This is a genomic window from Sphingobium mellinum, assembly GCF_037860795.1.
Taxonomy (GTDB): domain Bacteria; phylum Pseudomonadota; class Alphaproteobacteria; order Sphingomonadales; family Sphingomonadaceae; genus Sphingobium; species Sphingobium mellinum.
Genome location: NZ_JBANRK010000010.1, coordinates 1 through 24763, shown reverse-complemented (window position 1 = coordinate 24763; position 24763 = coordinate 1). Strand labels below are relative to the sequence as shown.

Genomic DNA, 24763 nt, shown 5'->3' with positions numbered 1-24763 from the left:
CCCCCTTCTGGAGAAAGAGAAATGCTCATCACCGTCTATCACGGCGTTGACGTCGGTACCGCCAAAGACAAGGGCGCAATGCATTTTGACGCCCTGCCTTCGTGCGGTGAAGAGGTCGAGATCGACCGCAAGGCCTACGTCGTTGGCAGAGTGTGGCATCTTCCGAGCGCCCGCTTTGCTGGCGCGAAGCTCGCCATTCTGATAAACGAGGCAGTCGATGAAGCGATCATGTCGCGCACGCCTGCCTTGGCCAGCGCCTAGACCTGAGGTGGTCCCGGAAAGTTGGACAGGGTGCTAAGCTCTCCCGCGAAGCAAGGAAGCGGGCATGAAGACGACGAGAAAGCGGTACAGTTCGGATTTCAAGGCGAAGGTCGCGCTGGAGGCGATCCGTGGTGAGATGACGACGTCTCAGCTGGCCGCCAAGCACGGGATACACCCCACGATCATTGGTGGCTGGAAGCGGCAGGCGATGGAGGGTTTGGCGAGTTTGTTTGACGTGGGCGAGCCGGCTGCCAAGGCTGTGGGTGAAGCCGAGATCGAAAAGCTTCACGCGAAGATCGGCCAGTTGCTGGTGGAACGGGATTTTTTAGCGAAGGCCTCCGGTCGATGAGCCTGGAGCGAAGGCAGGAGCTGGTTGAACCGTCACATCCAAAGCTGTCGATCGTGAGGCAATGCCGCCTTTTGTCGATCAGCCGGTCGACTTGGTACTATGAGCCCGTGCCGGAGAGCGAGGCGACACTGGGGTTGATGCAGGTGATCGACACGGTGTTCTTGGATTGCCCGTGGTATGGCAGCCGGCAAATGGTGCGCCATCTCAGCCGGGTTGGCCATGAGGTTGGTCGCCATCGCGTGCGACGCCTGATGGCCAAGATGGGTCTTGCCGCGATTTATCAGCGCCCACGGACCAGCGATCCGCACCCGGAGCACCGGATCTACCCGTATTTGCTGCGTAAATTGGCGATTACGCGGCCCAACCACGTCTGGTGTACCGACATTACGTACCTGCCCATGCGACGGGGATTTATCTATTTGGTCGCGATCATGGACTGGGCCACCCGCAAGGTTCTGGCCTGGCGGGTGTCGAATACGATGGATGCGGACTTTTGCGTGGAGGCACTGAAGGATGCCCTGGCACGTTACGGCAAGCCAGAGATATTCAACACCGATCAGGGCAGTCAATTCACTGGTTTCGCGTTCACAGGCGTGCTGCAGGCCGCCGACATCAAGATCAGCATGGATGGTCGTGGCCGCTGGATGGACAACGTCTTCATCGAGCGGCTGTGGCGATCGCTCAAGTACGAGTGCGTGTACCTGAACGACTTCGAGACCGGCTCCGACCTGCGCAAAGGGGTGGGCCGATGGTTCGATTATTACAACACCCACCGTCCACATTCGACCCTTGCGGGACGAACCCCGACCGAGGCATATGGGCAAATCGATTTTTCAGATCAGGTGGGGCATGCCCCACCTGATCTGAAAACCAAACTGGCGGCGTAACATCAGGCTGGAGAGCTTATTTCAGCCGCCAACCTGTCGGAAATACCGGTCCACCTCAACCGTGCGCTCGTGGCTTATATCGCCGCAGTGGCTACCAGTTCTGGTTGTCGGCTTGGCTACCTCCGCAGTATATGCTGGCACCCCTGAGCATCCGGCCGCTCCGACTTTGCGGTTCGCGGACATTGAGACAGCTTTTGGCCAAACGGACCAATTGCCGGCAGCGCAAGCTGCTGTCGCCGCCGCCCTACCGATCGGCATGCCGCTACCGGATGCCCAAGCGATATTGGTGCGTGCTGGTGCGCGCTGCCAGCTGCAACGCCGTAATCCTGAAGTGATCGAGTGCGTCTACTCCCAGAGGACCACTATCGATGATTATTACGCTGCGGACATCGTCTGGACGACGGCGCTGCACGGCGAAGGCGCGCGGGTCGCACAAATCTCGATCCGTCGCGAACTTGATAAGCACTGATTCCCGAGAGGCTTCTATGCCGTTCTACAGTGCAGTTTCTGGCGCTTTGCTCGACGGACTGACAAAACGGGCACGACCGGTTTCCGATTGGCGATGCGCGCTGCGTGCCTTCAACAGATCCTGGCGGGAAAGAATGCCGACGACGCGGCGGCTGCCCGGTTCGACGATCGGTATCCGGCCGACCCCGGAATCGACCATGAGGTCGGCCACCACGCCGATCGGCGTCGCGGGGTAGGCGACAAGAAGCGATGCGTCGGAGAGCGTTTCGGCAAGGCTGGTATCGGCGGGATGCTCGCCAACCTGCCACCGCAAGGCATCCGTTCGGGAGACGAGGCCAAGCAGCGCATTATCGTCATCGACAACGGGATAGCTACGATGATCCGCACCATCGGCAAAGAAGGTTGCGGCCGTAGCGATCGTCATTGTACCCGGAAGCGTGGCGGGATCGCGTGTCATCAATTGAGCGGCTTGCACGAGGTCCAGTGGATCAACGCTGTATTCCTGGAGAATGTGGCGACCCCGCCGCGCAATTTTTTCGGTCAGGATCGATCGACGCATCAACAGGACGCTGACGGCATATGCGCAGGCTGCCGCCGTGACGGTAAGCGGCAGAGCGTCGAAATGGCCCGTGAGTTCAGCGGCAAAAAGGGCGCCGGTAATGGGCGCCCGCATGGCACCACTCATGATGCCTGCCATGCCGATCATGGCCCAGAAGCCGGGGCCACCTGGCAGGAGATGTCCGAGCAGACACCCGGCCGCGCCGCCCAAAATCAGCAACGGCGCCAGCACACCGCCCGATGTCCCCGAACCCAGCGCTACGAGCCAGACGACCGCCTTGACGACGAGCAGCGCAACGACGACCCGCGTTGTCAGCGACCCGTCCAGCAAGGCCTGGATGCTCTGATAACCTGCGCCCAGCACATGGGCATCGATCAGGCCGCCGAAACCAACCACGATGGCGCCGATTGCCGGCCACCACATCCAGTGAACTGGCAGTCGGTGAAACAGATCCTCGACGCGGTAGAGGGATGTCGAGAGCAGGGCCGCCTCGAGTCCCACGACAATACCAACGCCCGCCGCCGCCGCGATTGGCCAAAGGCCCGTCGGGGTGAGCGCGACAAACGGAAACATGGCGCCGCTGCCAATCAGCCAGGGGCGCCATGCAAACGCAACTATAACACCGACCACGACCGGCACGAAGCTGCGGGGTTTCCATTCGAAGAGCAGCACCTCGATCGCCAGCAGAATCGCGGCGAGCGGCGTACCAAAGATCGCCGTCATCCCGGCTGCGGCGCCGGCCACGAGCAATGTCTTGCGCTCGGCCGCGCTCAGATGAAAGCATTGCGCGAACAGCGATCCGATCGCGCCGCCGGTCATGATGATCGGTCCTTCCGCGCCGAAGGGGCCGCCGCTGCCGATCGATACCGCAGACGAAAGCGGCTTCAGGATCGCGACCTTGAGCGACAACCGGCTCTCGCCATACAAGATCGTCTCGATCGCCTCGGGGATACCATGCCCACGAATTTTATCGGAGCCATAGCGGGCCATCAGCCCGACGATCAGGCTCCCGATGATCGGAATGGCGATGATCCACAATCCGACGGTGGTATCGGTTATAGACACCGATTGCGCCGAAAGCCCCCCAAACCAGAACAGGTTGGTAGCGATCGCGATCAGGCGGATCAGGATCCAGGCGCCGAGCGCGCCGCCCGTGCCGACGACGAGCGCCATGGCGGCGAGCATGAGCATGCGCCAATTCGCGCTATGGTCGGCCAGACGATGTGTTTCTGATATGGCTTTTGCTGCGGACGTCATGAATCGCCTTTGATACGGTGTGGGCGATCCGTTATATCGCAGTGCGATATAATTCAATGGGTGAGATGGGGTTGCATGACAAATAGCGTTGCGTTGACGGATGAGGATTACATTGCGCTGGCCGACTTTCGCCATGCGTTGCGTCGTTTCCAGGCATTCAGCGAGGCGAATGCGACGAATGTTGGTCTCACGCCCCAACAGCATCAGGCCTTATTGGCAATCCGCGCGGCGTCTCCGGCCGAGGTGACCGTCGGCATTATCGCCGAGCGGCTTATCCTCAAGCCGCATAGCGCAACCGGACTGGTTGATCGACTGGAGGCGCTTGAGCTGGTTACCCGGCACGAGGCAAGCGTCGACCGCCGTCGGGCAATGCTTCGGCTCACACCTAAGGCGGAAACGATGCTCGCTGCTTTATCTGCGACCCATTGCGAGGAGATCCGTCGGCTGAAACCTCTCCTTGCGGATCTATTGGCCAAATTCGGTTAGGGTGGCTCCACGCAGGTAAATCCACAAAAATATTGCTATTAACCGGCAATAATACTCGTTTGTCTTATGCTCATGTTACCGTCAACCTGTTCGCATACGAATTGCCCCCCAATAAACGCGCCCGGAGAGGATTCTGCTTTGGCAGACCGGAGCGCGCGGGGGCCACAATGTTGAGGTTGTGCAGATAATGACGAAAACCGACTCTCCAGGGCACATCCAGATCCTGGGACAAAGGTGTCTCGCTCGGGAGTGTCCCGCCGCGAAGTGAGCGAAGGGCGCCAGCGCAATGACTGAGAATCTTTCCCCGGGGCGCCCTGCTCTGGAAACAATCGCTGCCTCGCATGGAGTCGCGAGCGATACGGCCTTCGGCGCGGTAACGCCGCCGCTCTACATGTCCAGCACCTATACGTTCGAAGGCTATGACCAACCGCGTGCTCATGATTATGGCCGATCCGGCAATCCTAGCCGCGATCTGCTCGCCGACGCACTTGCAAAGCTTGAGGGTGGCGCGGGGGCCGTCATTACCTCGAGCGGCATGGCCGCGATCGATCTTCTTCTTGGTCAATTTGGCCCCGATGATCTCGTCCTCGCGCCTCACGATTGCTACGGCGGCACCTATCGCCTGTTGAATGCGCGCGCCGAACGCCGCCAGTTTCAGGTCGTCTTCGTCGATCAGTCGAATGACAGGGCACTCGATGCCGCGCTTGAGGACGTGCCGGCCCTCGTTCTGATCGAAACCCCGAGCAACCCCCTCATGCGGATCGTCGATATAGCGGCGATCGCCGCCAAGGCCAAAAGTGCCGGTGCCGCGGTTGCTGTCGACAACACCTTCCTTTCGCCCGCGCTGCAGCGACCGCTGACGCTCGGTGCCGATTACGTCATTCATTCCACGACCAAATATCTGAATGGCCACTCCGACGTTATCGGTGGCGCGATCATCGCGGCTGATCCCGCACAGGTCGAGGTGCTGCGTAAATGGGCGAATGTCGTCGGCTCCATCGGCGCGCCCTTTGACGCCTGGCTCACCTTACGCGGCTTGCGTACGCTGTTTCCTCGCATCGAACGGCAGCAACTGACCGCAACCGTGATCGCCAATCATCTCGAGCATCATGCTGCAGTGGCGCGGGTGCATTACCCGGGTCTCAAATCCCATCCAGGCCACACGATCGCCCGCCGTCAGCAAAGAGGCTATGGCGCGATGCTCAGCTTCGAGCTTGTCGGTGGTGTCGAGGCGGTCCGTCGCTTTATATCGCATGTTCGTATGTTCACGCTGGCGGAATCGCTCGGAGGCGTCGAAAGCCTCGTCGCACACCCTGCGACGATGACCCATGCAGATATGGGTGATGAGGCCCGCCGCATCGCTGGCATCAGCGATGGCCTGCTGCGTCTGTCGGTTGGCCTGGAAGATGAAAGGGATTTGATCGCAGGGCTCGATCTTGGGTTGTCCGCATGTTGAAGCGACGACTCACCGCCGAATTCGACCACTAGGCGAAAGGAGGCGAGCCATGCCCACAGCTGTCATACTCATCGATCTACTGGGGCTAATTCTGATCGTTCTGGGATTCCATCTGGCGTTCCGCCAGAATCTGGTGCGCCGATGGTGGTCAGTGCTGCGCCATGAATGCCATGCGCCGGCTCGCTTAACCGCTGACCGATGAGGATCCCGCCCGCTATGCAATGCGCATTTCTGGAGTGATGATCCTTGCTTTTGGTGTCGCGATAACCCTCCTGTTCACGCTTTCCCACCTCCGCTGAGGTCGCTGGTGATGTTCACCCCAAATGCGCGTGGAGACGTACCGCAATATATTTGCGCTATGCCATAAATATTTTGAACTTCGGAGACCGGCTTCCGTGAGGCAATAGGCGCTCGTCTTCGGACGATGTTCTCACAATGACCGTCGCTTTTGCCGTCGGTCTGTACAGCGACGCGATAGCCATCTTCATGCCAGTACAGACTAGCGCGGGCGCAGCGCAGCCCTTCTTCGCGATCGACTCTCAGAAGTTTCTCTTTTCCTTCAGCAGTTATATTGCTGCAGCGGCTACGCTTGCGATCGCCTTTTCCGCAAGCTTGCCGCGCCCATGGTGGGCACTTCTCACCGTCTACGTCACCGCGCAACCTATGGCAGGGGCCTTCAGGCCCAAGATCTTCTATCGTCTCGGCGGTATAGTGACGGGTGCTGTGGTTACGGTCGCGCTAGTTCCGAACCTGCAGAATTCGCCCGAGCTTCTGATATTATGCCTGGCGGCCTGGACAGGCTTTTGCATCTATCTTGCCGTTCTCGACCGTACGCCGCGTGCCTTCCTGTTCCAGATGGCAGCGTTCAGCTCAGCCGTGATCAGTTTCCCTTATCTCGACGACCCGGGTAATATCTTCACCACAACCATATCCCGGGTCGAGGAAATGACGGTGGCCATCGTGTGCGTTTCGATCGCGCACGCCCTGCTCCAGCCATGGAGCGCCACCCCGGTCATCCGCAGCAAGGCGGAAGCGTTTCTCGCGCATGCGTCCCGCTGGACCGCCGAGGCGCTTGGAAGCCGCCATACGGCGCTGGAATATGAGCATCGTCGGACCCTTGCCGCCGACGTGACCGAACTTGGCATGATCGCCATCCACCTTCCGTTTGATCAACGCGCGGCGCCAGCAACGCGACGGTTGGTTCTGAGCCTGCAAGAACGTCTGGCAACGGTGCTGCCACTGGCATCGGCTGCAGCAAACCGGCTCGACCTTCTGCGGGAGCTTTCGCCGCTCGACGCCCCGCTTGAGGCGCTGATTGACGACGTCATCCTCTGGCTTGGGGGCGTGATCGACACGCCTGGCGCTGTTGAGCGTGCGCTTGTTGATCGGTGTCGATCCCTGGCAGCTCTTCATGAACAAACAGCCGACTGGGAGGGGCTTTTGGTCGTCAGCGTCTGCGAGCGCGTGGCTGAGTTTCTGGAAGCGCTGGATGACAGCCGCCGGCTCGTCCAGCAAATTGGGGGTGCGCCCGAAGGGCCACAGCCTGTCACGCCGGAAACGGTTAGCGAAAGCTACCCGCTTGCGCGGGACCATAGCGTCGCGGCGCTTGCTGGGCTCGCAACAGCCACGGCGATCGCGCTCTATTGCGCAGTGTGGATTCTTCTGGCCTGGCCCAATGGATCGGCCACGGCTGCCTTTGCCGCGTTAATCACCTGCTCGTTCGCGGTGCAGGACGACCCGGCGCCCGTGATTGGCCGTTACCTTGGCGCGACGCTGATGACATTCCCTCTGGCGGCGCTCTACCTGTTTGCGATCTTGCCGCGTGTCGATGGCTACGGAATGCTGATCGTCACTCTTGCGCCAGCGCTGCTCTGGATGGGGTATATCCAAGCCGACCCGCCGCGGTCCGCACGGGCTTTACCGATGTTTTCCTGTTTCATCGTCGGCCTTGGTTTTCTGGCGCGCTTTCAGGCGGACTTTGCCGTGTTCATCAACACCGGGCTTGCCCAGGTGGGGGGTGTCGTGACCACGCTCGCCGTGACCAAGTTGTTTCGTTCGACCAATGTGCTGTGGACGGCGCGCCGGATCGTACGGGGAAATTGGGCTGATCTCGAGCAACTCGCTAACATTCGCAGACCGTTCGAAGCCGAACGCTGGACGGGCCTGGCAGTCGATCGGCTGGGACAGATCGCGGCGCGCATGGCGGTTGCGCCCGCCGGCGATGCGCTACACGAGACCGATGGTCTTGCCGACCTGCGTATCGGCCGGAACATCATCCCGATCCGGCGCGCGCTGGTCGCCGTGCCCCATGACGTCCGTCACGCCCTCGGCATGGTGCTGTCTGAGACATCCTCCTTATTTCGCGCGCGCCGACAAGCCGGTGAAGCCGTGTCACCCCCGGTGTCTTTGCTTGAAGCGATCGATGCAGCAATCGACGATATGCTTGCGAGCGCGCAGCTTGCGCCACGCCATCAAGCGCTGCTGGCGCTCGTCGGTATGCGGTGCAACCTGTTCCCGGCAGCGCTGCCTTTCGAGAGTGCGCGCGCGCGATGATCGAGGAACTGCATCTCTTTGGCATCTATATGCCAGCCGCGCTCGTCTGGGCGGTTGTAGCGGGAACCCTCGCTTATTGTCTTCGCAATCTGCTGCAGCGCCTCCCTTTCTCCCAATTGCTTTGGCACCCGGGCGTTCTCGAGCTGGCGCTGTTCGCGACGCTTTGGTGGGCTCTGACCTTCCTTGCCGACAACTTCCTCTCCCGTGCTCTGGTATCCTGATATGATCCATCGTCGTTCCCTTCTGCGCACAGCGGTCACCGCGCTGGTGATCTGCATCGTGCTCGCGGCAATCTACGCCTTGTGGATGCGCTACCAGGTTGAACCGCTGACGCGTGACGGCAAGGTTCGGGCCGATCTCGTGCCGGTCGCCGCTGATGTCAGTGGGCTTGTCACCGAAGTGCGCATCCGTGACGATGAGGTCGTGCGCAAGGGCCAGATCCTGCTGGTCATCGACCGCCCACGCTATCAGCTGGCACTCGATCAGGCTGACGCGAACCTGGCGACCCAGCGGGTGAGCCTGGCGCAGGCCGCGCGGGAGGATCGTCGCAATCGTTCGATGACCGAGTTGCTGGCGGCCGAGGTGATCGAGCAGGGGCGGGCGCGGGTCGATGCCCTTAGGACTGGACTGGATCAGGCCATTGCCGCGCGCAATCTGGCGCGGCTCAATCTGGATCGTACCTATGTACGTGCGCCCGTCGACGGGACGGTGTCGAACATGACGCTACAGCCTGGCGTCTACCTGAACGCCGGAAAGCCAGCGGTCGCGCTTGTCTATGGCCAGTCGCTGCGGGTGGAGGGGTATTTCGAGGAAACGAAATTGCCCGCTATCCATCTCGGCGATCCCGCGAGCGTTTACCTGATGGGCGTCGCTGACGAAATCACCGGTCATGTCGAAAGCATCGCCGCCGGGGTCGAAGATCGGGAACGCGCCGGGGGGGAAGCACAACTTGCCAACGTCAACCCGTCCTTCACCTGGGTCAGATTGGCGCAGCGCATTCCTGTGCGAATCAAAATCGACAAAGTGCCCAGTAATGTCCGGCTGATCCCGGGCCAAACGGCGACCGTGATCGTTCATGCCCGCGCTGTCGATGTGCCCGTTCGCCGGAGCCTGCCATGGTGAACCTTCGCCGGCTGCTGGCGCCGCTCGCGCTCTTCTGCCTGTCCGCCTGCGCAACCGTTGGCCCGAATTATCGGATGCCGGACGAGGCCCTCGTCAACGCGCCAAAAGGGCAGGGCGCGTTTATATCCGGCGGGCAGGGGACCACTAACGATCCGCTACCCGATCAATGGTGGAAGCTATTCGACGACCAGGTTTTGAACCGTTTGATCGAACAAGCGCTCATCGCCAACACCGACCTGCGGGTTGCCGAAGCCAATCTTCAGCGCAGTGACGCGCTGCTCGCCGAGGCACGAACCGGTCGAGAGGTCGGAGGCACCGCAAATCTGGAGACGAGCTGGGCGCAGCCTTCAGCAGAAGCGGTCATGCAACATGTCCAACCGCCGGAACATCAGATCTACAATGGCGGGCTTTCGATCAGTTACGACCTTGACCTGTTTGGCGGGATCCGGCGCGGTGTCGAGGCAGCCACCGCCGAGGACGAAGCCGCGGTTGCCGCCCGCGATCTGGTCCGGATCAACGTCGCGGCCCAGACAGCGCAGGCCTATGCCGATGTCTGCAACGCCGGGCACGAGATCGCGGACCTTCGCCAGCTAATTGCTGTACTGGACGAAGACCTGCGCCTCACCCGCCTTATGATTGCGCATGGCCGTGCGCCGAAGTTCGAGCAGGATCGCCAGCTAAGCCTGCTGGCAAACACCAGGGCGCGCTTGCCCCGCATGGAAGCAGGCCAGCGGAACGCTGTATTCCGCATTGCGACGTTGATGGGACGGGTGCCTGCAGAATTCGATCACGGCCTGCTAGGATGTCACGCGCCGTTGGTGCTGCGCTCGCTGATGCCGGTTGGGGACGGACAGGGGCTGCTCAAGCGACGACCCGATGTTCGCGCGGCCGAACGCCGATTGGCTGCGGCGACGGCACGGATCGGTATAGCAACGGCCGCGCGCTATCCCGACATCAAACTCGGGGCTTCGCTTGGCTCCACCGGCGCTGCGACAGACCTGCTATCGTCGTTGACCAATCGGTTTGGCATTGGCCCATTGATCAGCTGGAACATCCACCGAAGCGCAATTCGGGCGCGAATTTCGCAGAGCGATGCGCAGACACGCGCTAATCTCGCGGCCTTTGACGGCACGGTGCTGAGCGCCTTGCGGGAGGTGGAAAGCGCACTGAACAACTATGCGGCCGATCTTGTGCGACTGGAAGATTTGAAAGCGGCACGCGATGGCGCAGTACAGGTTTCCGAGCGAACGGCCGCTTTGCGGCGGGGTGGCAAGCTGGGAGGTCTGGTTGCGCTGGATGCCCAGCGCAGTCGGATCATTGCCGAGCAAGCCGTTACAGCCGCGCAGACCGATATCAATCGCGATCAGATTGCGCTTTTTTTGGCCCTCGGGGGAGGATGGTCAACACCGTCAAAGCAATGAGAAAACTGCACACGGCGGTTGTTCGCGGCCATGAGATCGACAAAATGCATCAGCCCTGTCTTTGACGGGGTGCAGCAGCGCCTGATCCTGTCTTCGCGCGTCGCGTTATCCAACCAATGTACCCGAGCACGACGAGAGCAGCTACCGCCGCAACGATTAGGCCGGTGGTTGTCACAATATCGGTCCTTTGTTTTAAGCTCCCCCGCGAATTCGGTTCCCTAAAGCTTTGTGTGCCTGTCGTTCAGTCGTTCGAGCATTTTCGTGATGGCAGTTTCGCCTCTGACACCGAGCGCTACTACGGCAACTCGAAGGACTTTCCTGTGCTCCGCTGATCCGGGGACAAGCATCGACGACCGCCGCGTCTTTGCGTCCCGGGTCTCATTCCACACGCGAGCGGCAACCAGTTCGATCTCCTGTCGCTCCGGCAAGCGCGTTTCGTTGATGCATGCCACGATCGCAGGATAGATGGCCAAGGTACGTGGCATTACGTCATCCTTTCAGGTGATTTCGATCCAGGAATTTGGCTCCCCGCGTGGATGGTAATGCGCCACTCGCAGACGAAGGGTGTGCATCGGGACTCGCGTTTCGTCCTTTTGATTTGTGGCGTTCGCGCCAGTCGCCGCCTTCGGCCCAAACGAGGATGCCCGCGATTGCGCTAAACAGAACCACCATGCGCAGGAAGTCGCTCGATCTGAGGGCACCACCAGAAACTGCCACGAGCAAAACCAGCATGGCTGGCGGCCCCCATTCGGGATGGCGGACGACCTTGAAGGCAGTCCAGCCCAGCCATGTAAGCACCAGTGCGGCTGCTAGACCGCCCAAGACTGCCGTGATTGCTTCGAAAGCGATACCAAGCATGTTCATCGAATGTGGACGGGTCAGTTCGCCACCGATTCCGGTGACTCGCTCGACCGCAATCCCCTCCATTTCTGCTTCTCATTATATATCGCGTTACGATATAAATAGCAAGACTGAGAGGGTGAAGTTTCTATCGTTAAGGAAAGGCGGCACCACAACAAGCTGAGCGAACCGACCTGAACGCTGGCAGCATGTCGGGCTACCGTGGTGTTAACGCACGCGATGCCCACGAGGAATACAAACCAGCTAGATTCTGCTAGCGCGTCCTTATGACAACGACACAGCATGCAGCCCTCAAAAGAGGTGCTGCCGACCTTGCGATCGATTTTGGAACAGCGAACACGCGGATCTATGTGCGCGGTTCTGGAATCGTGTTCGAAGAACCCTCGCTTTGCTGCTTCAGCGATGAGACCTGGGAACCGAAGTTGCTCGCTGTTGGTGAAGCCGTCACTCGCATGGTCGGTCGAACGTCGGGGCCGCTTCGCATAGCGCGTCCCTTGGCCCGTGGGGTGTTGAACGACATCGAAGCTGGCCGCGAAATGTTGCGCCATGCGATCCATGCAAGCATCGGTCGCCGTCGACTCCGATCACCGCGCGCGATCATCGGAGTGCCCGCCGATGCGACACATGCCGAGAGAACCGCCTTGGTAACAACCGCCAACGATGCCGGTGTCCGCGTTGTTGAACTGGTGCCCGAGCCGCTCGCAGCAGCGTTCGGGGCGGGACTACCCGTGGAAGAGCCGGAAGGTTCGATGCTCATAGAATGTGGCGCCGGGACGACGGAAGTCGGCGTGCTCTCACTTGGTGCACTTTGCGTTCAACGGTCGGTGCGTATCGGCGGGCATGCCCTAAACCAGGCTATCATCGATCATCTTCATTCCAGGCATAAGTTTCTGATCGGGCAAGAAACAGCCGAACGCGTAAAGCTGGAGATCTCTGAGCGACTCTTTGACGATCAATCCAATACGTCGGATCTGGAATTGAAAGGCCATAACGTTTTGTCGGGAGGCCCCGCTACTTTTTGTGTCAGCGCGCAAGAATTAATCGGCGTTATCGACCGCCATGCGGCTCTTATCGTAGACGTTGTTCGAGACGCTTTGAACGAGACACCGCCAGAGCTATCCCGCGATATTCATGATCGCGGGATCTACCTCAGCGGTGGCAGTGCCTCAGTGAAGATTCTTCAGCATGCTATAACGCAGGCGACAGGCCTGCGAACGCACGTCGCCGACGAACCCCTTCGCTGCGTCGCGAAGGGTCTTGGCGCTATGATGGTCTGAAGTCGGGCAGGGCTCGATCGCGCATCACTGAGTTTTAGCACTATCAGGCTGCTCGATATTCGCGATCGGCCGTCACGGCAGTTCGCCGTCCCGGGTCACCTTGACGATCCGAAGCCGTCGCTCGTGATGTTCGCGATCAGGCCAGAGAATCGATTGACCTTCTGCCAATCCGATCAGGCCTGCACCCACGAGCGTCAGTATCGATATTCGTCCGGCTTCGATGTCTGCGTCAGGCGGAAATACCAGCTTGAGGGTTCGGCGCGTGTCGCTCCCTTCATCGACGAATTCGACCGTCGAAAGCATCGTCACAATCCCGGCTGGCAGCTTTCCTGGACGATGAATTTTGGCGCGTTCGATCTCGGACAGGAGCAAAGCACTGACCTCCGGCTGGCGGTCTTCAATGCTCATAGCCAGGTCGGAGAGGCGGTCAGCTTCGCTGTCCAAAAGATGTATTGGGGGGCGCGCCGCGGGGCGGGTCATGATATGATACTTTCATGTGACGGGCGCGCAAATGCTTGCGCCGCACTCGTATGTATGTGTGTGAAAGGTAGCGACCCCGAACTCGAGCGGGAAGCCGCAAGGGAGTCCGGGGCTATTTGCCGGTCAGGAGTTGACCCGCGTGCGTGCGGACACGCTGCAAAAGATTGACGGTGCTCATCGTTTCAATGTGGAGGTTGATCCAAGGATTGTCAAACGCGGCACCACTTTCTCGCGTTCGAGCGATATTAGTTACCGATGAGCTCAAAATTATCCAAGTCACGCGCCATAAACGGCGGGGATGACATCTCCATCTAGTGTGCTTTCTATTTGAAGTGCGAATTTCCGATGAGAGTGTAGCGTTTTGCTGTGGGTGGGGCGAGCCCCACCCACAGCAGCAAAATTCATGACGCTCCTTGAGCTGCGATTTGTTCCCCGATAATCTCGGTTGGTGTCCGGAATCCAAGGCACTTGCGCGGCGTGTTGTTCAGCCTCTGGGTAATAGCTTCCAGATCAGAAACGGGCAGTGCGGCAATGTCAGTATCAAGCGAAAGAAACCGGCGGATACGGCCGTTGCTGTTCTCGACGCTGCCCTTCTGCCAGGGCGCTGAAGGTTTACAGAAATAGCTCGTCATGCCGAGCTTTGTCTTGAGTGTTGCAAATGCCGCAAACTCCGTACCACGATCGAACGTGATGCTTTGCCGGAGGATCTGGGGAAGGGGGCCAAGGAGTTGTTCAATCCCTGCCATGACACCGATAGAATGGCGACTGGGGTTGCGCGTGAGCACGATATATCGGCTGCGCCGTTCGACCAACGAGGTAAGATTGGATTTTCCAAATTCTTTCCTGAAAGCAATGAGATCGCCCTCCCAATGACCAAATTGATTGCGCTCGGCGATCTCTTTGGGACGTTCGGCGATAGTGTTTGCCAGCGGGATATTGAGGCCTCGCGGTTTGCGCGCATAGCGCTGGCGCCGCGTCTTGCGCTGGCGCGGCAAGTGGCTCCAGAGGCCTAACTGACGACCTTCTGTGCCGTATACAAACTGGTAGATCGTCTCGTGGCAAACAGTGATGGGATTAGCATTATCGAGCCTCAGGCGGCCAGCAATTTGCTCTGGTGACCAGCATTGCTGAAGATGTTCCACGATGCGCGCGGCAAGCTCACGATCACGGTTGACCTTGCCGCCACAAACCCGGCGCGAAGCAGCTTTCCGATGTGCGACACGACCGAAATAACCACGAAACCAGGCGTCCTCGTCATAGAAGAAATTGCGCCGCAGCTCGCGATAGATTGTCGCCGGATGCCGCCGGAGTTCGGCGGCGATCCGGCCAACAGGCATGCGCCGATCGCGCATGCGCATGATCGTATCACGCTCTTCAAGACTGAGATGTCGGTAGTTTTGAGCCATTGTGCGTCCTTTTGAGTGGGGCACAAAGTGCCCGGGAATCCTCAAAATTCGCACTTCCAGTTAGAATCCACCTAGCGCGGCGATTGCGGTTTGATAATAATAGTTATGTTAAATTCGGCCAATTCCGGGGCGTCAGAACGCCAGTTCTGCCTGCCTTGGAACCGATCTCGGCTGTTCTTCTCGGCTGCCAATCAGACCACGCGCGCACCCGGCTAGAACATAGACGGCTTGGCGCTGCGCACCGCGATTATGATGATCGGCGCAATAGCCCTGATAGTGCCGCTTGAGCAAGCCAGCGCGCACGAGTTCGGATACCGCCCGGCTCACATTGGTTTTGCCCGACGCGCGCACTTGCTCACGGATGGCGTCGTCGACGATCGCCGTGGCCTGATCGGCGTCGGCTGGCAATGCGCCTGATATTGCCAGATCGCTTCGTATCCGCTCTTCCAAGGCAACGCGCCGGGGATCGCGCTGCCCCATCGGGGTGAGCGCGTCGCAAAGCCAGTCACGCAACGGAATGAGGCCGCCGCTTTTTGCCACCAATGGCCCGGCGCTGCGTCGGAACGGGAAACCTGCGCAATCAGGTTGAGCACCATGAAGGCGTAGCGCGGCCTAGACGAGGACCGCGCAAGCATCTCCAGCAAGGACGGCATATCCAGTTGCGGGCGGCCGTCGCCAATGATCGGAGCGTGCAACATAACAGGTCTGAATCAAGCACATATAGGGGGTTAAGTGAATCCCCTTCGCCGCCGATTTCATCATTTGTCGGCTGTGACACTTTGCCTGGAGGTAAAGTGTCACGCGCGCCCTTTCACCATGACACTGGGCAACGCCCTATAGGGACGACCCGTGCATTTGCTGCGGGGAGCTGCCTGCTGGAGGCAGCCGGTCTTGTTTTTCAATGGCTTCGCCGAACGGTGACTGGACTAAACCGTAATCGAAATGCGAATCGTTCGCACTATGAGCAGTCTCGAAGATGCCGGACGCTTGGGCGATATCACCGCATTCGAAGCCGAATGTCGGCAGGCGACGACGCTCGACCAGCTCAAATCCTTGCTCGATGCGATCGTGCGCCAGTCCGGGTTCCGCTGGTTCGCACTGGTGCACAATGTCGACTTGAAGCGGACCACCCGCAAAGCCCTGCTGATAACCACCTATCCGGTGCGCTGGATCGAGGAAATCATGGAGTCATGTCTCTATCTTGAGGATCCGGTTCACGCCGCTTGCGTCAAAACCGTCTCCGGCCTCACCTGGGATCAGATCGGCGATTATATCGCGCCCAATGCTCGCCAGCTTTCGATCCTTGAACGGGGTCGCGCACATGGACTGGGATCTGGGTTCACCATGCCGATCAGAATGCGCGACGAGCCCGACGCGATGTTCACCGTGGCGCGTCAAGGCAATGACAATATTTCAAGCCCGGATCTTCTCTCTGCCCGATTGATTGGCACGGTTGCGTTCGACCAGGCTCGAACCCTTCTCGGTCCCGATGAACTGGCAAACGTACCGATAGCGCTCAGCCCGCGCCAGATCGACTGCATTGATCTGGTGGCACAGGGCAAGAGCGACTGGGAGATCGGACAGATTCTGGGTCTGAGCCGCGACACTGTCCATGAATATGTCGAAGGTGCCCGCCGGCGGTATGGCGTGCGTCGCCGGACCCAGCTCGTGCTTCGCGCTGTCCGAGACGGACATCTCAACATCGACGCGCTCGTCTAGCAGCGTCGCCCCACACAATAGCGAATAGGCGCTTCAGGTCTATCCGACTTGAGGCTCGAGGGATGGCTGGTGATCGACGCCGGCCCTGCATTCCTGCCGTCTTGCACGACCTTGCACGTCCGCTCCCCCCTTGTGGGGGGATTGCCCGAAATTGCCGCACCGGGTTCAAAAGAGAGGTGATTTTCAACGGAGAGTGGTCGACGCATTTTTAATGCAGCGGCGCTGAAAAGCGGAGAAATCAGATGCAGCGCTTGCGCCTTGCCCTTGTCGTTCCGATCGTGGCGATGTCCTCCCAGGCGGCTCCTGCGTCTGCCAACGATCTGGGCTGCCAGGTTTTGCTTTGCCTCTCGAACCCGGGCGGTGCGACCCAGTACCCCGCCTGCGTGCCGCCTATGGTGAAGCTCTGGGAGCGTCTGGCATTGGGCGGTTCATTCCCCGGCTGCTCCGGTGGCGGCGCTGCGAAGACCAAGGTCTATGATCGCGATTCCGCTTCGCGACGCCGGGTCGTGATGACGTTCACCGACGGGCGGCAGCAATCCTATTCGCTTCCGAATATTGAAAGCTTGTCAGTGTCTCCGAGCGAACCCGGGACCACACCGCAGTGATCCTCGAGCTCGCAACCGTGGTTGGACTCGCGCAGCAATGCGCACCATCGGTTGCGGTCGAAACGCTTGTGTCGGTCGTCCACACCGAGAGCCATTTCAATCCCTACGCCATCGGCGTGAACGCGAAGGGGGTGCGTGCTCTCAATCCCAGCGATCGGACGTCGGCTGTCGCAGCCGCGCGATCGCTGATCGCCCGCGGATACAACATCGATCTGGGTCTGGGACAAATCAACAGCGCAAATCTCAAGTGGCTTGGCCTGTCGGTCGAGGACGCCTTCGATTCCTGCCGCAATCTCGCCGCAGCCGCACGCGTGCTGGCTTCCAATTATCTGAGCGTTGCACGCTCTAGTCCCTCTACAGAGGTGGCCATCGCGACCGCCATGTCGATGTACAACACGGGTAGTCGTTCGCGCGGGTTCGGAAACGGCTATGTCCGCCGTGTCTACGCGTCGTCGGGTGTCGTCGTGCCAGCGATCAGGCGTGGAGCGGCCCCAGAACCCGCCGCTTCGCCAGTGCCAGTGACGCTTGAACCCAAATTTACACAGCCGCCAGCAGGCGTCCGCTCGCCGCGCGTCCAAAACGGATGGGACACCACTGCGGGGGCGCAGACGGCATCATTGATGGTCTTTGGGGGAGCATCCAACAGTTCACCGAAAGGACAAGCCGAATGACTGCCTTAGCGACCGAATCCAAAATATGGCTGACGCCGCGCCGACGCTCCTTCGCGCAGTATCTGGCACTGTTTGTCGCGGTTATCGCAGTGTCGCTCCTGCTCACCGATCCGGCCCATGCCCAAGCGGCCGACGGCGTCACATCGATGGCCGAGAATATCAAGACCTGGCTGACCGGCACTTTTGCGAAAACCATCGCGGTGATCGCGGTCGTCATCGTGGGTTTCATGTTCTTCACCGGGCGGGCGAGCCTGGGACTCCTGGTCACCGTCATCGTCGGCATCTTCATCGTGTTCAGCGCACAGTGGATCGTCGATACCATCACCGGCGGCGCGTGAGTGCGCCGCGATGGACGATGAAAAACTCAGGGAAGAAACGCTCTTCCTGGCCGTGACCCGGCCAACGATGTGGTTGGGCGTTCCGATCGAAGCGTCGCTGCCGATCGCGCTGGCGGCGTGCCTGACGCTCATCATCACCGGCAACCCGCTTTACGCTTTTGCGCTAGCCGGGGCCTTTCTGGCCATAGCCCGGTTGATCGTGCGGCACGACGCGAACGCCTTCCGCCTCTTGTGGCTCTGGACAACGACAAAGGCACGATGCCGCAACAGGGGATGGTGGGGCGGTAGCTCCTACTCGCCCCTGCCGATCGATGGAGCGAAACGCCGGGGCTTTGCACATGGCTAGCCGGGCCAGCTCGTTGGGCGGCAATGCCGCCCGGACGCCGTGGCGGATTCTCAAGAACGAGGCCGACCCCGCGCGCTATCTCCCCTATGCGCGCCATATCGACGACAAAATCATTGCGCTCGACGGGCGCGACCTCATGATGATGTTCAAGCTCGACGGCCTTGCATTCGAGACCGCCGACCCAATCCATCTCAACGACTGGCACGAGAAGCTCAACGGTACGCTGCGCAACATCGCCGACGACCGCCTCGCGATCTGGACCCACATCGTTCGCCGACCGATTACGGACTATCCCGAAGGCGAGTTCCGCTCGGCCTTTGCGGCAGATCTCGATGCAAAATACCGCGCGCGGGTGACCGCCAAGCGCATGTTCGTCAACGAGCTCTACCTCACCCTGATCATGCGCCCGTCCGTGGGATCGGCCGACCGTACCGGCGTGCTGCTTCGCCGTCTGGCCTCAGCGCGCAAGGAAGGGGCCGAAGTCGATGAAGACGAGCTCGCGCGCTTTGAGGACAAGGCGCGTGACATCGAAAAACTCCTGGCGCGCTGCCGACCCCAGCGTCTGCACCTCTACGAGCATAACGGCCTGATGTTCTCCCAACCACTCGAAGTGCTCGAGCTGGTGATGATGGGCCGCGCCGGCAGGGTGCCGCTGGTCCGCGGCCACCTCGGTTCGGCCATTTATGGGGAACGGGTGATCTTCGGGCGCGAGACGGTCGAGGTCCGGGCGCATGATACGAGCCGGTTCGTCGGCCTGTTCGGTATCCGCGAATATCCGGCGATGACGCGGCCGGGCCAGATGAATGCGCTTCTCAGCCAGGATTTTGCATTCGTCGTGACCCAGTCCTTCGCGTTCATGGGCAAGGCTCGGGCCTCCGAGCGCTTGCGCCGGCGCCAGAACCAGATGGCCTCGACGGAGGATGCCGCTGCAAGCCAGGCACTCGAACTGGCCGACGCGGCCGACGATCTCCAGAGCAATCGCTTTGTCCTGGGCGAGCATCATTTCTCGCTCGCGGTTTTCGGTGAAAACCAGAAGCGCCTGGCCGAGAACCTGTCGACCGCACGCGCCGCGCTCGCCGACGCGGGTCTGGTGGCCGCTCGGGAGGGTCCGGCGCTGGAGGCCGCCTTCTGGTCGCAGCTTCCTGGCAACTTCGCGTGGCGTGCGCGGCCAGCGGCGATCACGTCGCGCAATTTTGCCGCGCTCTCGCCGTTCCACACTTTCCCCGCCGGGAAGCCCGATGGCAACCATTGGGGCGCCGCGATCGCGTTGATGAAGACCGCAGCCCAGTCCCCCTTCTATTTCAACTTCCATGTGAACGATCTTGGCCACACGCTGATCATCGGCCCATCAGGTGGTGGCAAGACCGTCGTCCAGAATTTCCTGATGGCGCAGCTGGAGAAAACCGGCGCGCAGCAGATCTTCATCGACAAGGACCGAGGAGCCGAGATCTATGTGCGGTCGTCCGGCGGCACGTATCTGGCGCTGCGCAACGGGGTGCCGACCGGGTTTGCGCCGCTGCGCGCGCTTGAGCAGACCCCGGGCAACATTGTCTTCCTCGGCAGGCTGATCCGTCATCTGGTGACCCCCTCGGGCACCCAGCTCGGCGTCACCCAGGAGCGGATGATCGACGAGGGCATCCTCTCGATCGGACGCCTTCCTCCGGAGGAACGGTCCATCCTCGCGCTTCGTCAATTGCTCGGACAGCGCGATCCGGAGGGGATTGGCGCGCGGCTTGAGAAATGGTCGCGCGGCGGCGCATTTGGCTGGGTGTTCGACAATGACCGGGACGAGTTGACCCTCGAGGCCCGGTTCATCGGTTTCGACATGACGGATTTCCTCGACAATCCCGAGATCCGCACCCCGCTCATGATGTACATGTTCCATCGGATCGATGCCCTGCTGGATGGCCGTCGTCTGGTGATCGATATCGACGAATTCTGGAAGGCGCTGGGCGATGATGCGTTTCGCGCCTTCGCGCAGGATGGACTCAAGACCTACCGAAAGCAGAACGCCTTGCTGGTGTTCGGCACCCAAAGCCCGGCCGATGCTCTGCGATCGGACATCTCGCATAGCATCATGGAGCAGGTCGCCACTAAGATCCTCTTGCCCAACCCCCACGGCCGAGAGGTCGATTATATCGATGGGCTCGGCCTCACCCGCGCCGAGTTCAAGCTCATCAGAAACGATCTGATCCCCGAAAGTCGGCGGTTTTTGGTGAAGCAGGGCCACGACTCCATCGTCGTCGAGCTCGATCTCGGCGGTCTGTCCGACGAGCTGGCCGTTCTTTCGGGCACCACGGAAACGGTCAGTATCCTCGATCAGGTTCGCCGCGAGCATGGCGACGATCCTAGCCACTGGTTGCCCGTCTTTCACGAGCGTCGTCGAGCCACAAAAAGGAAAGGATAAGGTCATGAGAGCAACGCGAGCGCTAGCGGTCGTCGGCGGATTGATGATCGCCATGCCGGCGTGCGCACAGGGCATCCCGGTCTATGATTCCAGCACGTTCCTGCAGACCCTCTCGACGGTCAAGAACACCCTGTCGATGATCGAACAGGGGAAGCAGCAAATCTCCCAGGCAACCGACCTGTTCGACAGCGTCAACAAGCTGACGAACGTCAATCAGATCGCGCCATCACTGAACACCGATGCCGTGCGCCACCTCTTGCCGAGCGAGGCACGGGACATTCAGCACCTTATGTCTTCGGACACGACAGGCCTCGGCAGTCTGGGATCTTCTGCAGATCGGATTCGCAGCAACTACCGGGTCGATCTTCCCGCGCTTCGCCCTGACGCGACCGCTTTCGAGCGCTCGAACCGCGATGCCATTTCTCGCAATGGCGACATGGCGGCGCGTGACGCGGCCATTGCCGAGGCAGCATATGGCGTCACCGCCCAGCGAACGACGGGTCTCGAGGAACTGCGCTCGTCGCTGGACACCGCGTCTGATGCGAAGGACGTGATGGATATCCAAGCCCGTGTCGGCGTGGAGAATGCCCATATTCAGAACGACGCGGTGCAGCTTCAGGCTCTTCAGATGCGCCAATCTGCTGAGGCCAGATTGCGCTCCCAACGGGATGACGAAGCCGGTCTGGCCAAGCTGGAGCAGAGCCTGGGCAGCCGACCATGAACCGGATGGCTGCGTTCGTCCCCATCATGGCCATCATGATGACTACCGGTTGCGGGCGACCCGTTGGTAAAGCGGACCTGAAGTCCGACACTAAGCTGCGCTCTGAAATCCTCGCTGCGTGCGCCGATGGCACGCACACCGATGCCCAGGAGTGCAGCAACGCGAAAGACGTCGAAAACGCCGACAAACTCGAGCGTTCGCTGGGTCACAAATAGGCAGGAACCCAGCCATGGCGTCCACACTCTTCGCGGATATTTACACCAACATCGACGGGAAGCTCGACCTTTTCCTGAACGAGCGTCTCAACAACGTCATCGAAGTCGTAAGGGGGCCGCTGGCACTTGGCCTTGTGATCTACATCGCGCTGTTCGGCTATATGGTGATGCGCGGGATCGTCAGCGAACCTTGGGGGGAGCTGGTCTACCGGATGGTCAAGCTCTGCCTCCTCTATGTCGCGGCCACGACTGTCGCCTACTCCGAGTGGATCACAAATCCGCTCTTTCGTGGGATGCCGGACGCCATCTCACAGGCGCTGGCAGGAAAAACTATCACTAGCGTCGGATCGGTCTTCGACGATTATTTCGGCCAGGTCGATTCCCTCGTTCTGATCATCCGAACCGAGGCCGCAACCTATCTGGACATTAATCCCTGGAAGCTCGTTCTGCTCACGCTGGCGGTAGCGATTTACGGATTGGCGGGCCTGTCCGCAGCAATCGGATTTGCGATAACCGTGTTCGCGAAGGTGGCGCTCGCCGTCGTGATCGCGCTTGGTCCGATCTTCATAGCGTTGTCGCTCTTCGAAACCACCCGTCGCTTCTTCTACGGGTGGCTTGGGCAGGTGTTCAACTACATCGTCCTAATGGCGGTGATCATCGCCATCACCGCCCTGATTACCGATCTTGGTGCCACGGCGCTCACCGCAGCCGAAGGCACGCCGGACGTGACGATCGGTGCTGTCCTGTTTGCGGTGTACATCTTCCTGGGGACGATTTTCTTCTTTCAGGCCCCGTCGATCGCAACCGGCATTGCGGGGGGCGCTGCGGCCGGCGTCGGCGCCTTCGCCGGCTCGGCCTGGGGGACCATGGCGGCACCGTTCCAGCAACGCCGCAGCGTTCGCAACAGTCGCAATCTCGAACGCGCCGCTCAGCGCGGCGGTTCGGTGAGCCGCGCATGAGGAAGGAAGACCCTTTGAAGAGGCCAACCACGATAGTCCGCGCGCTCCGGCGATCAGCCGTCGTCATCGCCCTACTCCCGTCACTCGCGCAAGGCGCCTCGGGGCCGAAGAAGCTGCCCGTCTGCAACGGCAAACACCTGCGCGAGGTGAACATATACGGTAGCGTTCTGCCGGGTTCGCCGCTCCCGGCAATTGTGGCACCCCCTGCCCCGCCGCCCGTGCCGCAGATCAAACAGCCAATAGATGCCGGCACGCCGCCCCCGCCCGTTCCCGCCTCCCTCCCCGAGAAAACGTCCGCGCAAGTGACCCCCGGCACCTTTGGGAGTTGCTGATCATGCGGAACCAGACCGAAGGCGTGCCGGCCAAGGACGCCGAACTCTATTTCGGCCATGCCCGATCCTGGGATCAGGACCGTCAGCGCAAATCGTTACGATCCGAACGCATCGCCTGGGTCGTGGCCGGCCTGGGGCTCCTTGCCGCGACCGCGGAGGGCTTCGCCCTCGCGGGCCTTGCCCCGATGAAGACGGTCATGCCGTACATCATTCGCGTCAATCAGACGACGGGCGCGGTCGACGTGCAGACCACCCTCACCCAGAAGCCGATGCGCTATGACGAGGCGGTCACGAAATTCTTCCTCGCGCAATATGTGCGGACACGAGAAAGCTGGTTGCCGGCGGCGGCCGAGGAGAATTTCCGGGCGGTCACCATCCTGTCCGAACCAGGCGAGCAGCAGCGCTGGGGCCGGTTTTTCAGCTCGAACAACGCCGCGAGTCCACAGGTCGTCTGGGGCAAGGGTGCGGTCGTCCAGGCCCGCGTGCGCAATATCGCCTTCATCAACGATCATGTCGCCAACGTCCGCTTCACGCGCACGGTGCAGACTGACACCGATACGCAGAACAGCGACTGGATCGCGACCGTCACCTTCCGGTACACGAATGCGCCAATGGCGGAGGGCGACCGCTATCGCAATCCATTGGGCTTCCAGGTCGAGAATTACCGCGCGGACCCGGAGGTGGTGCGGTGAACCGGCTTCTTTCTTTAGCGAGCCTTCTCGCCTTTTTAGCGACACCCGCCGTCGCGGAGGACACTCCGCGCGGTGGGCCGGCGGATCCACGCGTGAAGTTCGTCGAGTATCAGGAAACCCAGGTTTACCGCATCGTCGGCACATTTCGGACGGCGACCCAGGTGGTGCTCGGCGCCGATGAGACGATCGAACATGTCGCGCTCGGCGACACCGTCTCATGGGAAGTCGCGGTTGCCGGTCATATCCTGTTCCTGAAACCGCGCGAGCGGGCGGGACCGACCAACCTCATCGTCACGACCAATCGTGGGGGCGAACTGCGCAACTACGCCTTCGAACTGACCGCGCGCCGGGGACCGATCGGTAGCGGGAGTCGTGACACATTCTTCCAGGTTCGGTTTCGCTACCCGCGCGATGAAGCCGATCGTGCCGCCCGCATGCGCGCCACCCAGGAAGCGCAGCGCGTCGCCGCGCTGCAGGCGAGTGCCGTTCGAGGCGCCCTTGACCACGGCGTCATCGATGGACCGCGCAACCTGAACTACAAGGTCCAGGGTGCGAGCAATCTTCAGCCGTCGGAAATCTCCGACAATGGCCAGTTCACGGTCCTGCGCTTCCCCGGCAACCATGAAATCCCGGCGATCTATCTGGTGCGACCGGACGGCTCGGAGTCCTTGGTCCCGTTCGATGTCCGAGACGAGTTTGTAGTCGTCCATGCCGTGGCCGCTCAACTGCGTCTGCGCCGGAACCGGGAGGTGCTGTGCATCTATAACCTCGCGCCGACACCTTATGGCGTCGATCACGGCACAAATACCGCATCGCCGCATGTCGAGCGCACCATACAGGGGTCAGTACATAGAACGGACCCAGATATACGCTAAGCGCCGACAGCCCCGCTCAGGTGTCGGCAAACACCTGATT

25 protein-coding genes and 1 pseudogene are annotated in these 24763 nt (G+C 60.7%); 21 read left to right on the top strand and 5 right to left on the bottom strand.

Translation table 11 applies throughout. From position 1 onward, the window contains the following. Positions 1–21 precede the first annotated feature (21 nt). From AAC640_RS11855 to AAC640_RS11845, 3 genes are all read left to right on the top strand, one after another. Positions 22–261, top strand: coding sequence for a hypothetical protein (locus AAC640_RS11855; protein ID WP_133722797.1), 240 nt, complete (start codon positions 22–24; stop codon positions 259–261). Between the two features lie 64 nt (positions 262–325). After that, positions 326–1497, top strand: a protein-coding gene (locus AAC640_RS11850; protein WP_340266521.1) for an IS3 family transposase whose coding sequence is annotated in 2 segments (ribosomal slippage) — positions 326–590 and positions 590–1497 — 1173 coding nt in all. Because the reading frame shifts where the segments join, the coding sequence is not laid out codon by codon here. 166 nt (positions 1498–1663) lie between these two features. After that, positions 1664–1966 carry a hypothetical protein gene (locus tag AAC640_RS11845; RefSeq protein WP_340266519.1) on the top strand — a complete coding sequence of 101 codons (303 nt, stop codon included), beginning with the start codon at positions 1664–1666 and terminating at the stop codon, positions 1964–1966. Between the two features lie 24 nt (positions 1967–1990). On the opposite strand, the gene AAC640_RS11840 is transcribed toward AAC640_RS11845, so the two are convergent. After that, positions 1991–3781: a chloride channel protein gene (locus AAC640_RS11840; RefSeq protein WP_340266517.1), complete on the bottom strand. Its 1791-nt coding sequence runs from the start codon at positions 3779–3781 to the stop codon at positions 1991–1993. A 75-nt stretch (positions 3782–3856) separates the two neighbouring features. Here AAC640_RS11840 and AAC640_RS11835 point away from each other — a divergent pair, with 75 nt between their 5' ends. The 6 genes from AAC640_RS11835 (at position 3857) to AAC640_RS11810 (ending at position 10819) form a co-directional block, all read left to right on the top strand. Continuing rightward, positions 3857–4267 (top strand): MarR family winged helix-turn-helix transcriptional regulator, encoded by a 411-nt coding sequence (locus AAC640_RS11835; protein ID WP_033965543.1) that lies wholly within the window; start codon positions 3857–3859, stop codon positions 4265–4267. 286 nt (positions 4268–4553) lie between these two features. After that, positions 4554–5723 (top strand): cystathionine gamma-synthase, encoded by a 1170-nt coding sequence (gene metB, locus AAC640_RS11830; protein WP_033965542.1) that lies wholly within the window; start codon positions 4554–4556, stop codon positions 5721–5723. A gap of 486 nt (positions 5724–6209) precedes the next feature. Beyond that, entirely contained in the window at positions 6210–8276 is a 2067-nt protein-coding gene (locus AAC640_RS11825) for an FUSC family protein (protein WP_169574459.1), read from the top strand. Further along, positions 8273–8497 (top strand): DUF1656 domain-containing protein, encoded by a 225-nt coding sequence (locus AAC640_RS11820; RefSeq protein ID WP_169574389.1) that lies wholly within the window; start codon positions 8273–8275, stop codon positions 8495–8497. Before AAC640_RS11825 ends, AAC640_RS11820 begins: the two co-directional genes overlap by 4 nt. Before the next feature lies 1 nt (position 8498). After that, on the top strand, positions 8499–9398 hold the full coding sequence (locus tag AAC640_RS11815) for an efflux RND transporter periplasmic adaptor subunit (RefSeq protein ID WP_169574390.1): 900 nt from the start codon (positions 8499–8501) through the stop codon (positions 9396–9398). Beyond that, entirely contained in the window at positions 9392–10819 is a 1428-nt protein-coding gene (locus tag AAC640_RS11810; RefSeq protein WP_340266511.1) for an efflux transporter outer membrane subunit, read from the top strand. The genes AAC640_RS11815 and AAC640_RS11810 overlap by 7 nt, the downstream gene beginning before the upstream one ends. A 489-nt stretch (positions 10820–11308) precedes the next feature. On the opposite strand, the gene AAC640_RS11805 is transcribed toward AAC640_RS11810, so the two are convergent. Continuing rightward, on the bottom strand, positions 11309–11746 hold the full coding sequence (locus tag AAC640_RS11805; protein WP_340266509.1) for a hypothetical protein: 438 nt from the start codon (positions 11744–11746) through the stop codon (positions 11309–11311). 200 nt (positions 11747–11946) lie between these two features. Here AAC640_RS11805 and AAC640_RS11800 point away from each other — a divergent pair, with 200 nt between their 5' ends. Next, positions 11947–12957 (top strand): rod shape-determining protein, encoded by a 1011-nt coding sequence (locus AAC640_RS11800; protein ID WP_169574391.1) that lies wholly within the window; start codon positions 11947–11949, stop codon positions 12955–12957. 72 nt (positions 12958–13029) lie between these two features. Here the strand turns inward: AAC640_RS11800 and rnk are convergent, their stop codons facing one another. The 3 genes and pseudogenes from rnk to AAC640_RS11785 all read right to left on the bottom strand — a co-directional run bounded on the left by rnk (position 13030) and on the right by AAC640_RS11785 (position 15541). Further along, positions 13030–13437 carry a nucleoside diphosphate kinase regulator gene (gene rnk, locus AAC640_RS11795; protein WP_340266502.1) on the bottom strand — a complete coding sequence of 136 codons (408 nt, stop codon included), beginning with the start codon at positions 13435–13437 and terminating at the stop codon, positions 13030–13032. 401 nt (positions 13438–13838) lie between these two features. After that, on the bottom strand, positions 13839–14843 hold the full coding sequence (locus AAC640_RS11790; protein WP_340266500.1) for an IS30 family transposase: 1005 nt from the start codon (positions 14841–14843) through the stop codon (positions 13839–13841). 132 nt (positions 14844–14975) lie between these two features. Beyond that, positions 14976–15541, bottom strand: a pseudogene (locus AAC640_RS11785) (hypothetical protein). Positions 15542–15803: 262 nt separating this feature from the next. On the opposite strand from AAC640_RS11785, the gene AAC640_RS11780 reads away from it, so the two are divergent. The 11 genes from AAC640_RS11780 (at position 15804) to virB9 (ending at position 24723) form a co-directional block, all read left to right on the top strand. Then, positions 15804–16562 (top strand): autoinducer binding domain-containing protein, encoded by a 759-nt coding sequence (locus AAC640_RS11780; protein WP_340266498.1) that lies wholly within the window; start codon positions 15804–15806, stop codon positions 16560–16562. A 242-nt stretch (positions 16563–16804) separates the two neighbouring features. After that, entirely contained in the window at positions 16805–17167 is a 363-nt protein-coding gene (locus AAC640_RS11775; protein ID WP_340266497.1) for a hypothetical protein, read from the top strand. Continuing rightward, on the top strand, positions 17164–17838 hold the full coding sequence (locus AAC640_RS11770) for a lytic transglycosylase domain-containing protein (protein WP_340266495.1): 675 nt from the start codon (positions 17164–17166) through the stop codon (positions 17836–17838). The genes AAC640_RS11775 and AAC640_RS11770 overlap by 4 nt, the downstream gene beginning before the upstream one ends. Then, positions 17835–18176 carry a TrbC/VirB2 family protein gene (locus AAC640_RS11765; protein ID WP_340266493.1) on the top strand — a complete coding sequence of 114 codons (342 nt, stop codon included), beginning with the start codon at positions 17835–17837 and terminating at the stop codon, positions 18174–18176. Before AAC640_RS11770 ends, AAC640_RS11765 begins: the two co-directional genes overlap by 4 nt. Before the next feature lie 10 nt (positions 18177–18186). After that, positions 18187–18522 (top strand): VirB3 family type IV secretion system protein, encoded by a 336-nt coding sequence (locus AAC640_RS11760; protein WP_092960270.1) that lies wholly within the window; start codon positions 18187–18189, stop codon positions 18520–18522. Continuing rightward, on the top strand, positions 18515–20929 hold the full coding sequence (locus AAC640_RS11755; RefSeq protein WP_340266488.1) for a VirB4 family type IV secretion/conjugal transfer ATPase: 2415 nt from the start codon (positions 18515–18517) through the stop codon (positions 20927–20929). Before AAC640_RS11760 ends, AAC640_RS11755 begins: the two co-directional genes overlap by 8 nt. Before the next feature lie 4 nt (positions 20930–20933). Further along, on the top strand, positions 20934–21650 hold the full coding sequence (locus AAC640_RS11750; protein ID WP_340266626.1) for a TrbJ/VirB5 family protein: 717 nt from the start codon (positions 20934–20936) through the stop codon (positions 21648–21650). Further along, positions 21647–21865: an EexN family lipoprotein gene (locus tag AAC640_RS11745; RefSeq protein ID WP_340266486.1), complete on the top strand. Its 219-nt coding sequence runs from the start codon at positions 21647–21649 to the stop codon at positions 21863–21865. Before AAC640_RS11750 ends, AAC640_RS11745 begins: the two co-directional genes overlap by 4 nt. A 14-nt stretch (positions 21866–21879) precedes the next feature. Beyond that, positions 21880–22824, top strand: a complete 945-nt coding sequence (locus tag AAC640_RS11740) for a TrbL/VirB6 family protein (protein WP_340266484.1) — start codon at positions 21880–21882, stop codon at positions 22822–22824. 334 nt (positions 22825–23158) lie between these two features. Continuing rightward, a complete protein-coding gene (locus AAC640_RS11735; RefSeq protein WP_340266482.1) occupies positions 23159–23848 on the top strand; it encodes a VirB8 family type IV secretion system protein in 690 nt (229 codons plus the stop codon). After that, the gene (virB9, locus tag AAC640_RS11730) at positions 23845–24723 is read left to right on the top strand and encodes a P-type conjugative transfer protein VirB9 (RefSeq protein WP_340266480.1); all 879 of its coding nucleotides are present in this window, start codon (positions 23845–23847) and stop codon (positions 24721–24723) included. The genes AAC640_RS11735 and virB9 overlap by 4 nt, the downstream gene beginning before the upstream one ends. Positions 24724–24763: the final 40 nt, after the last annotated feature.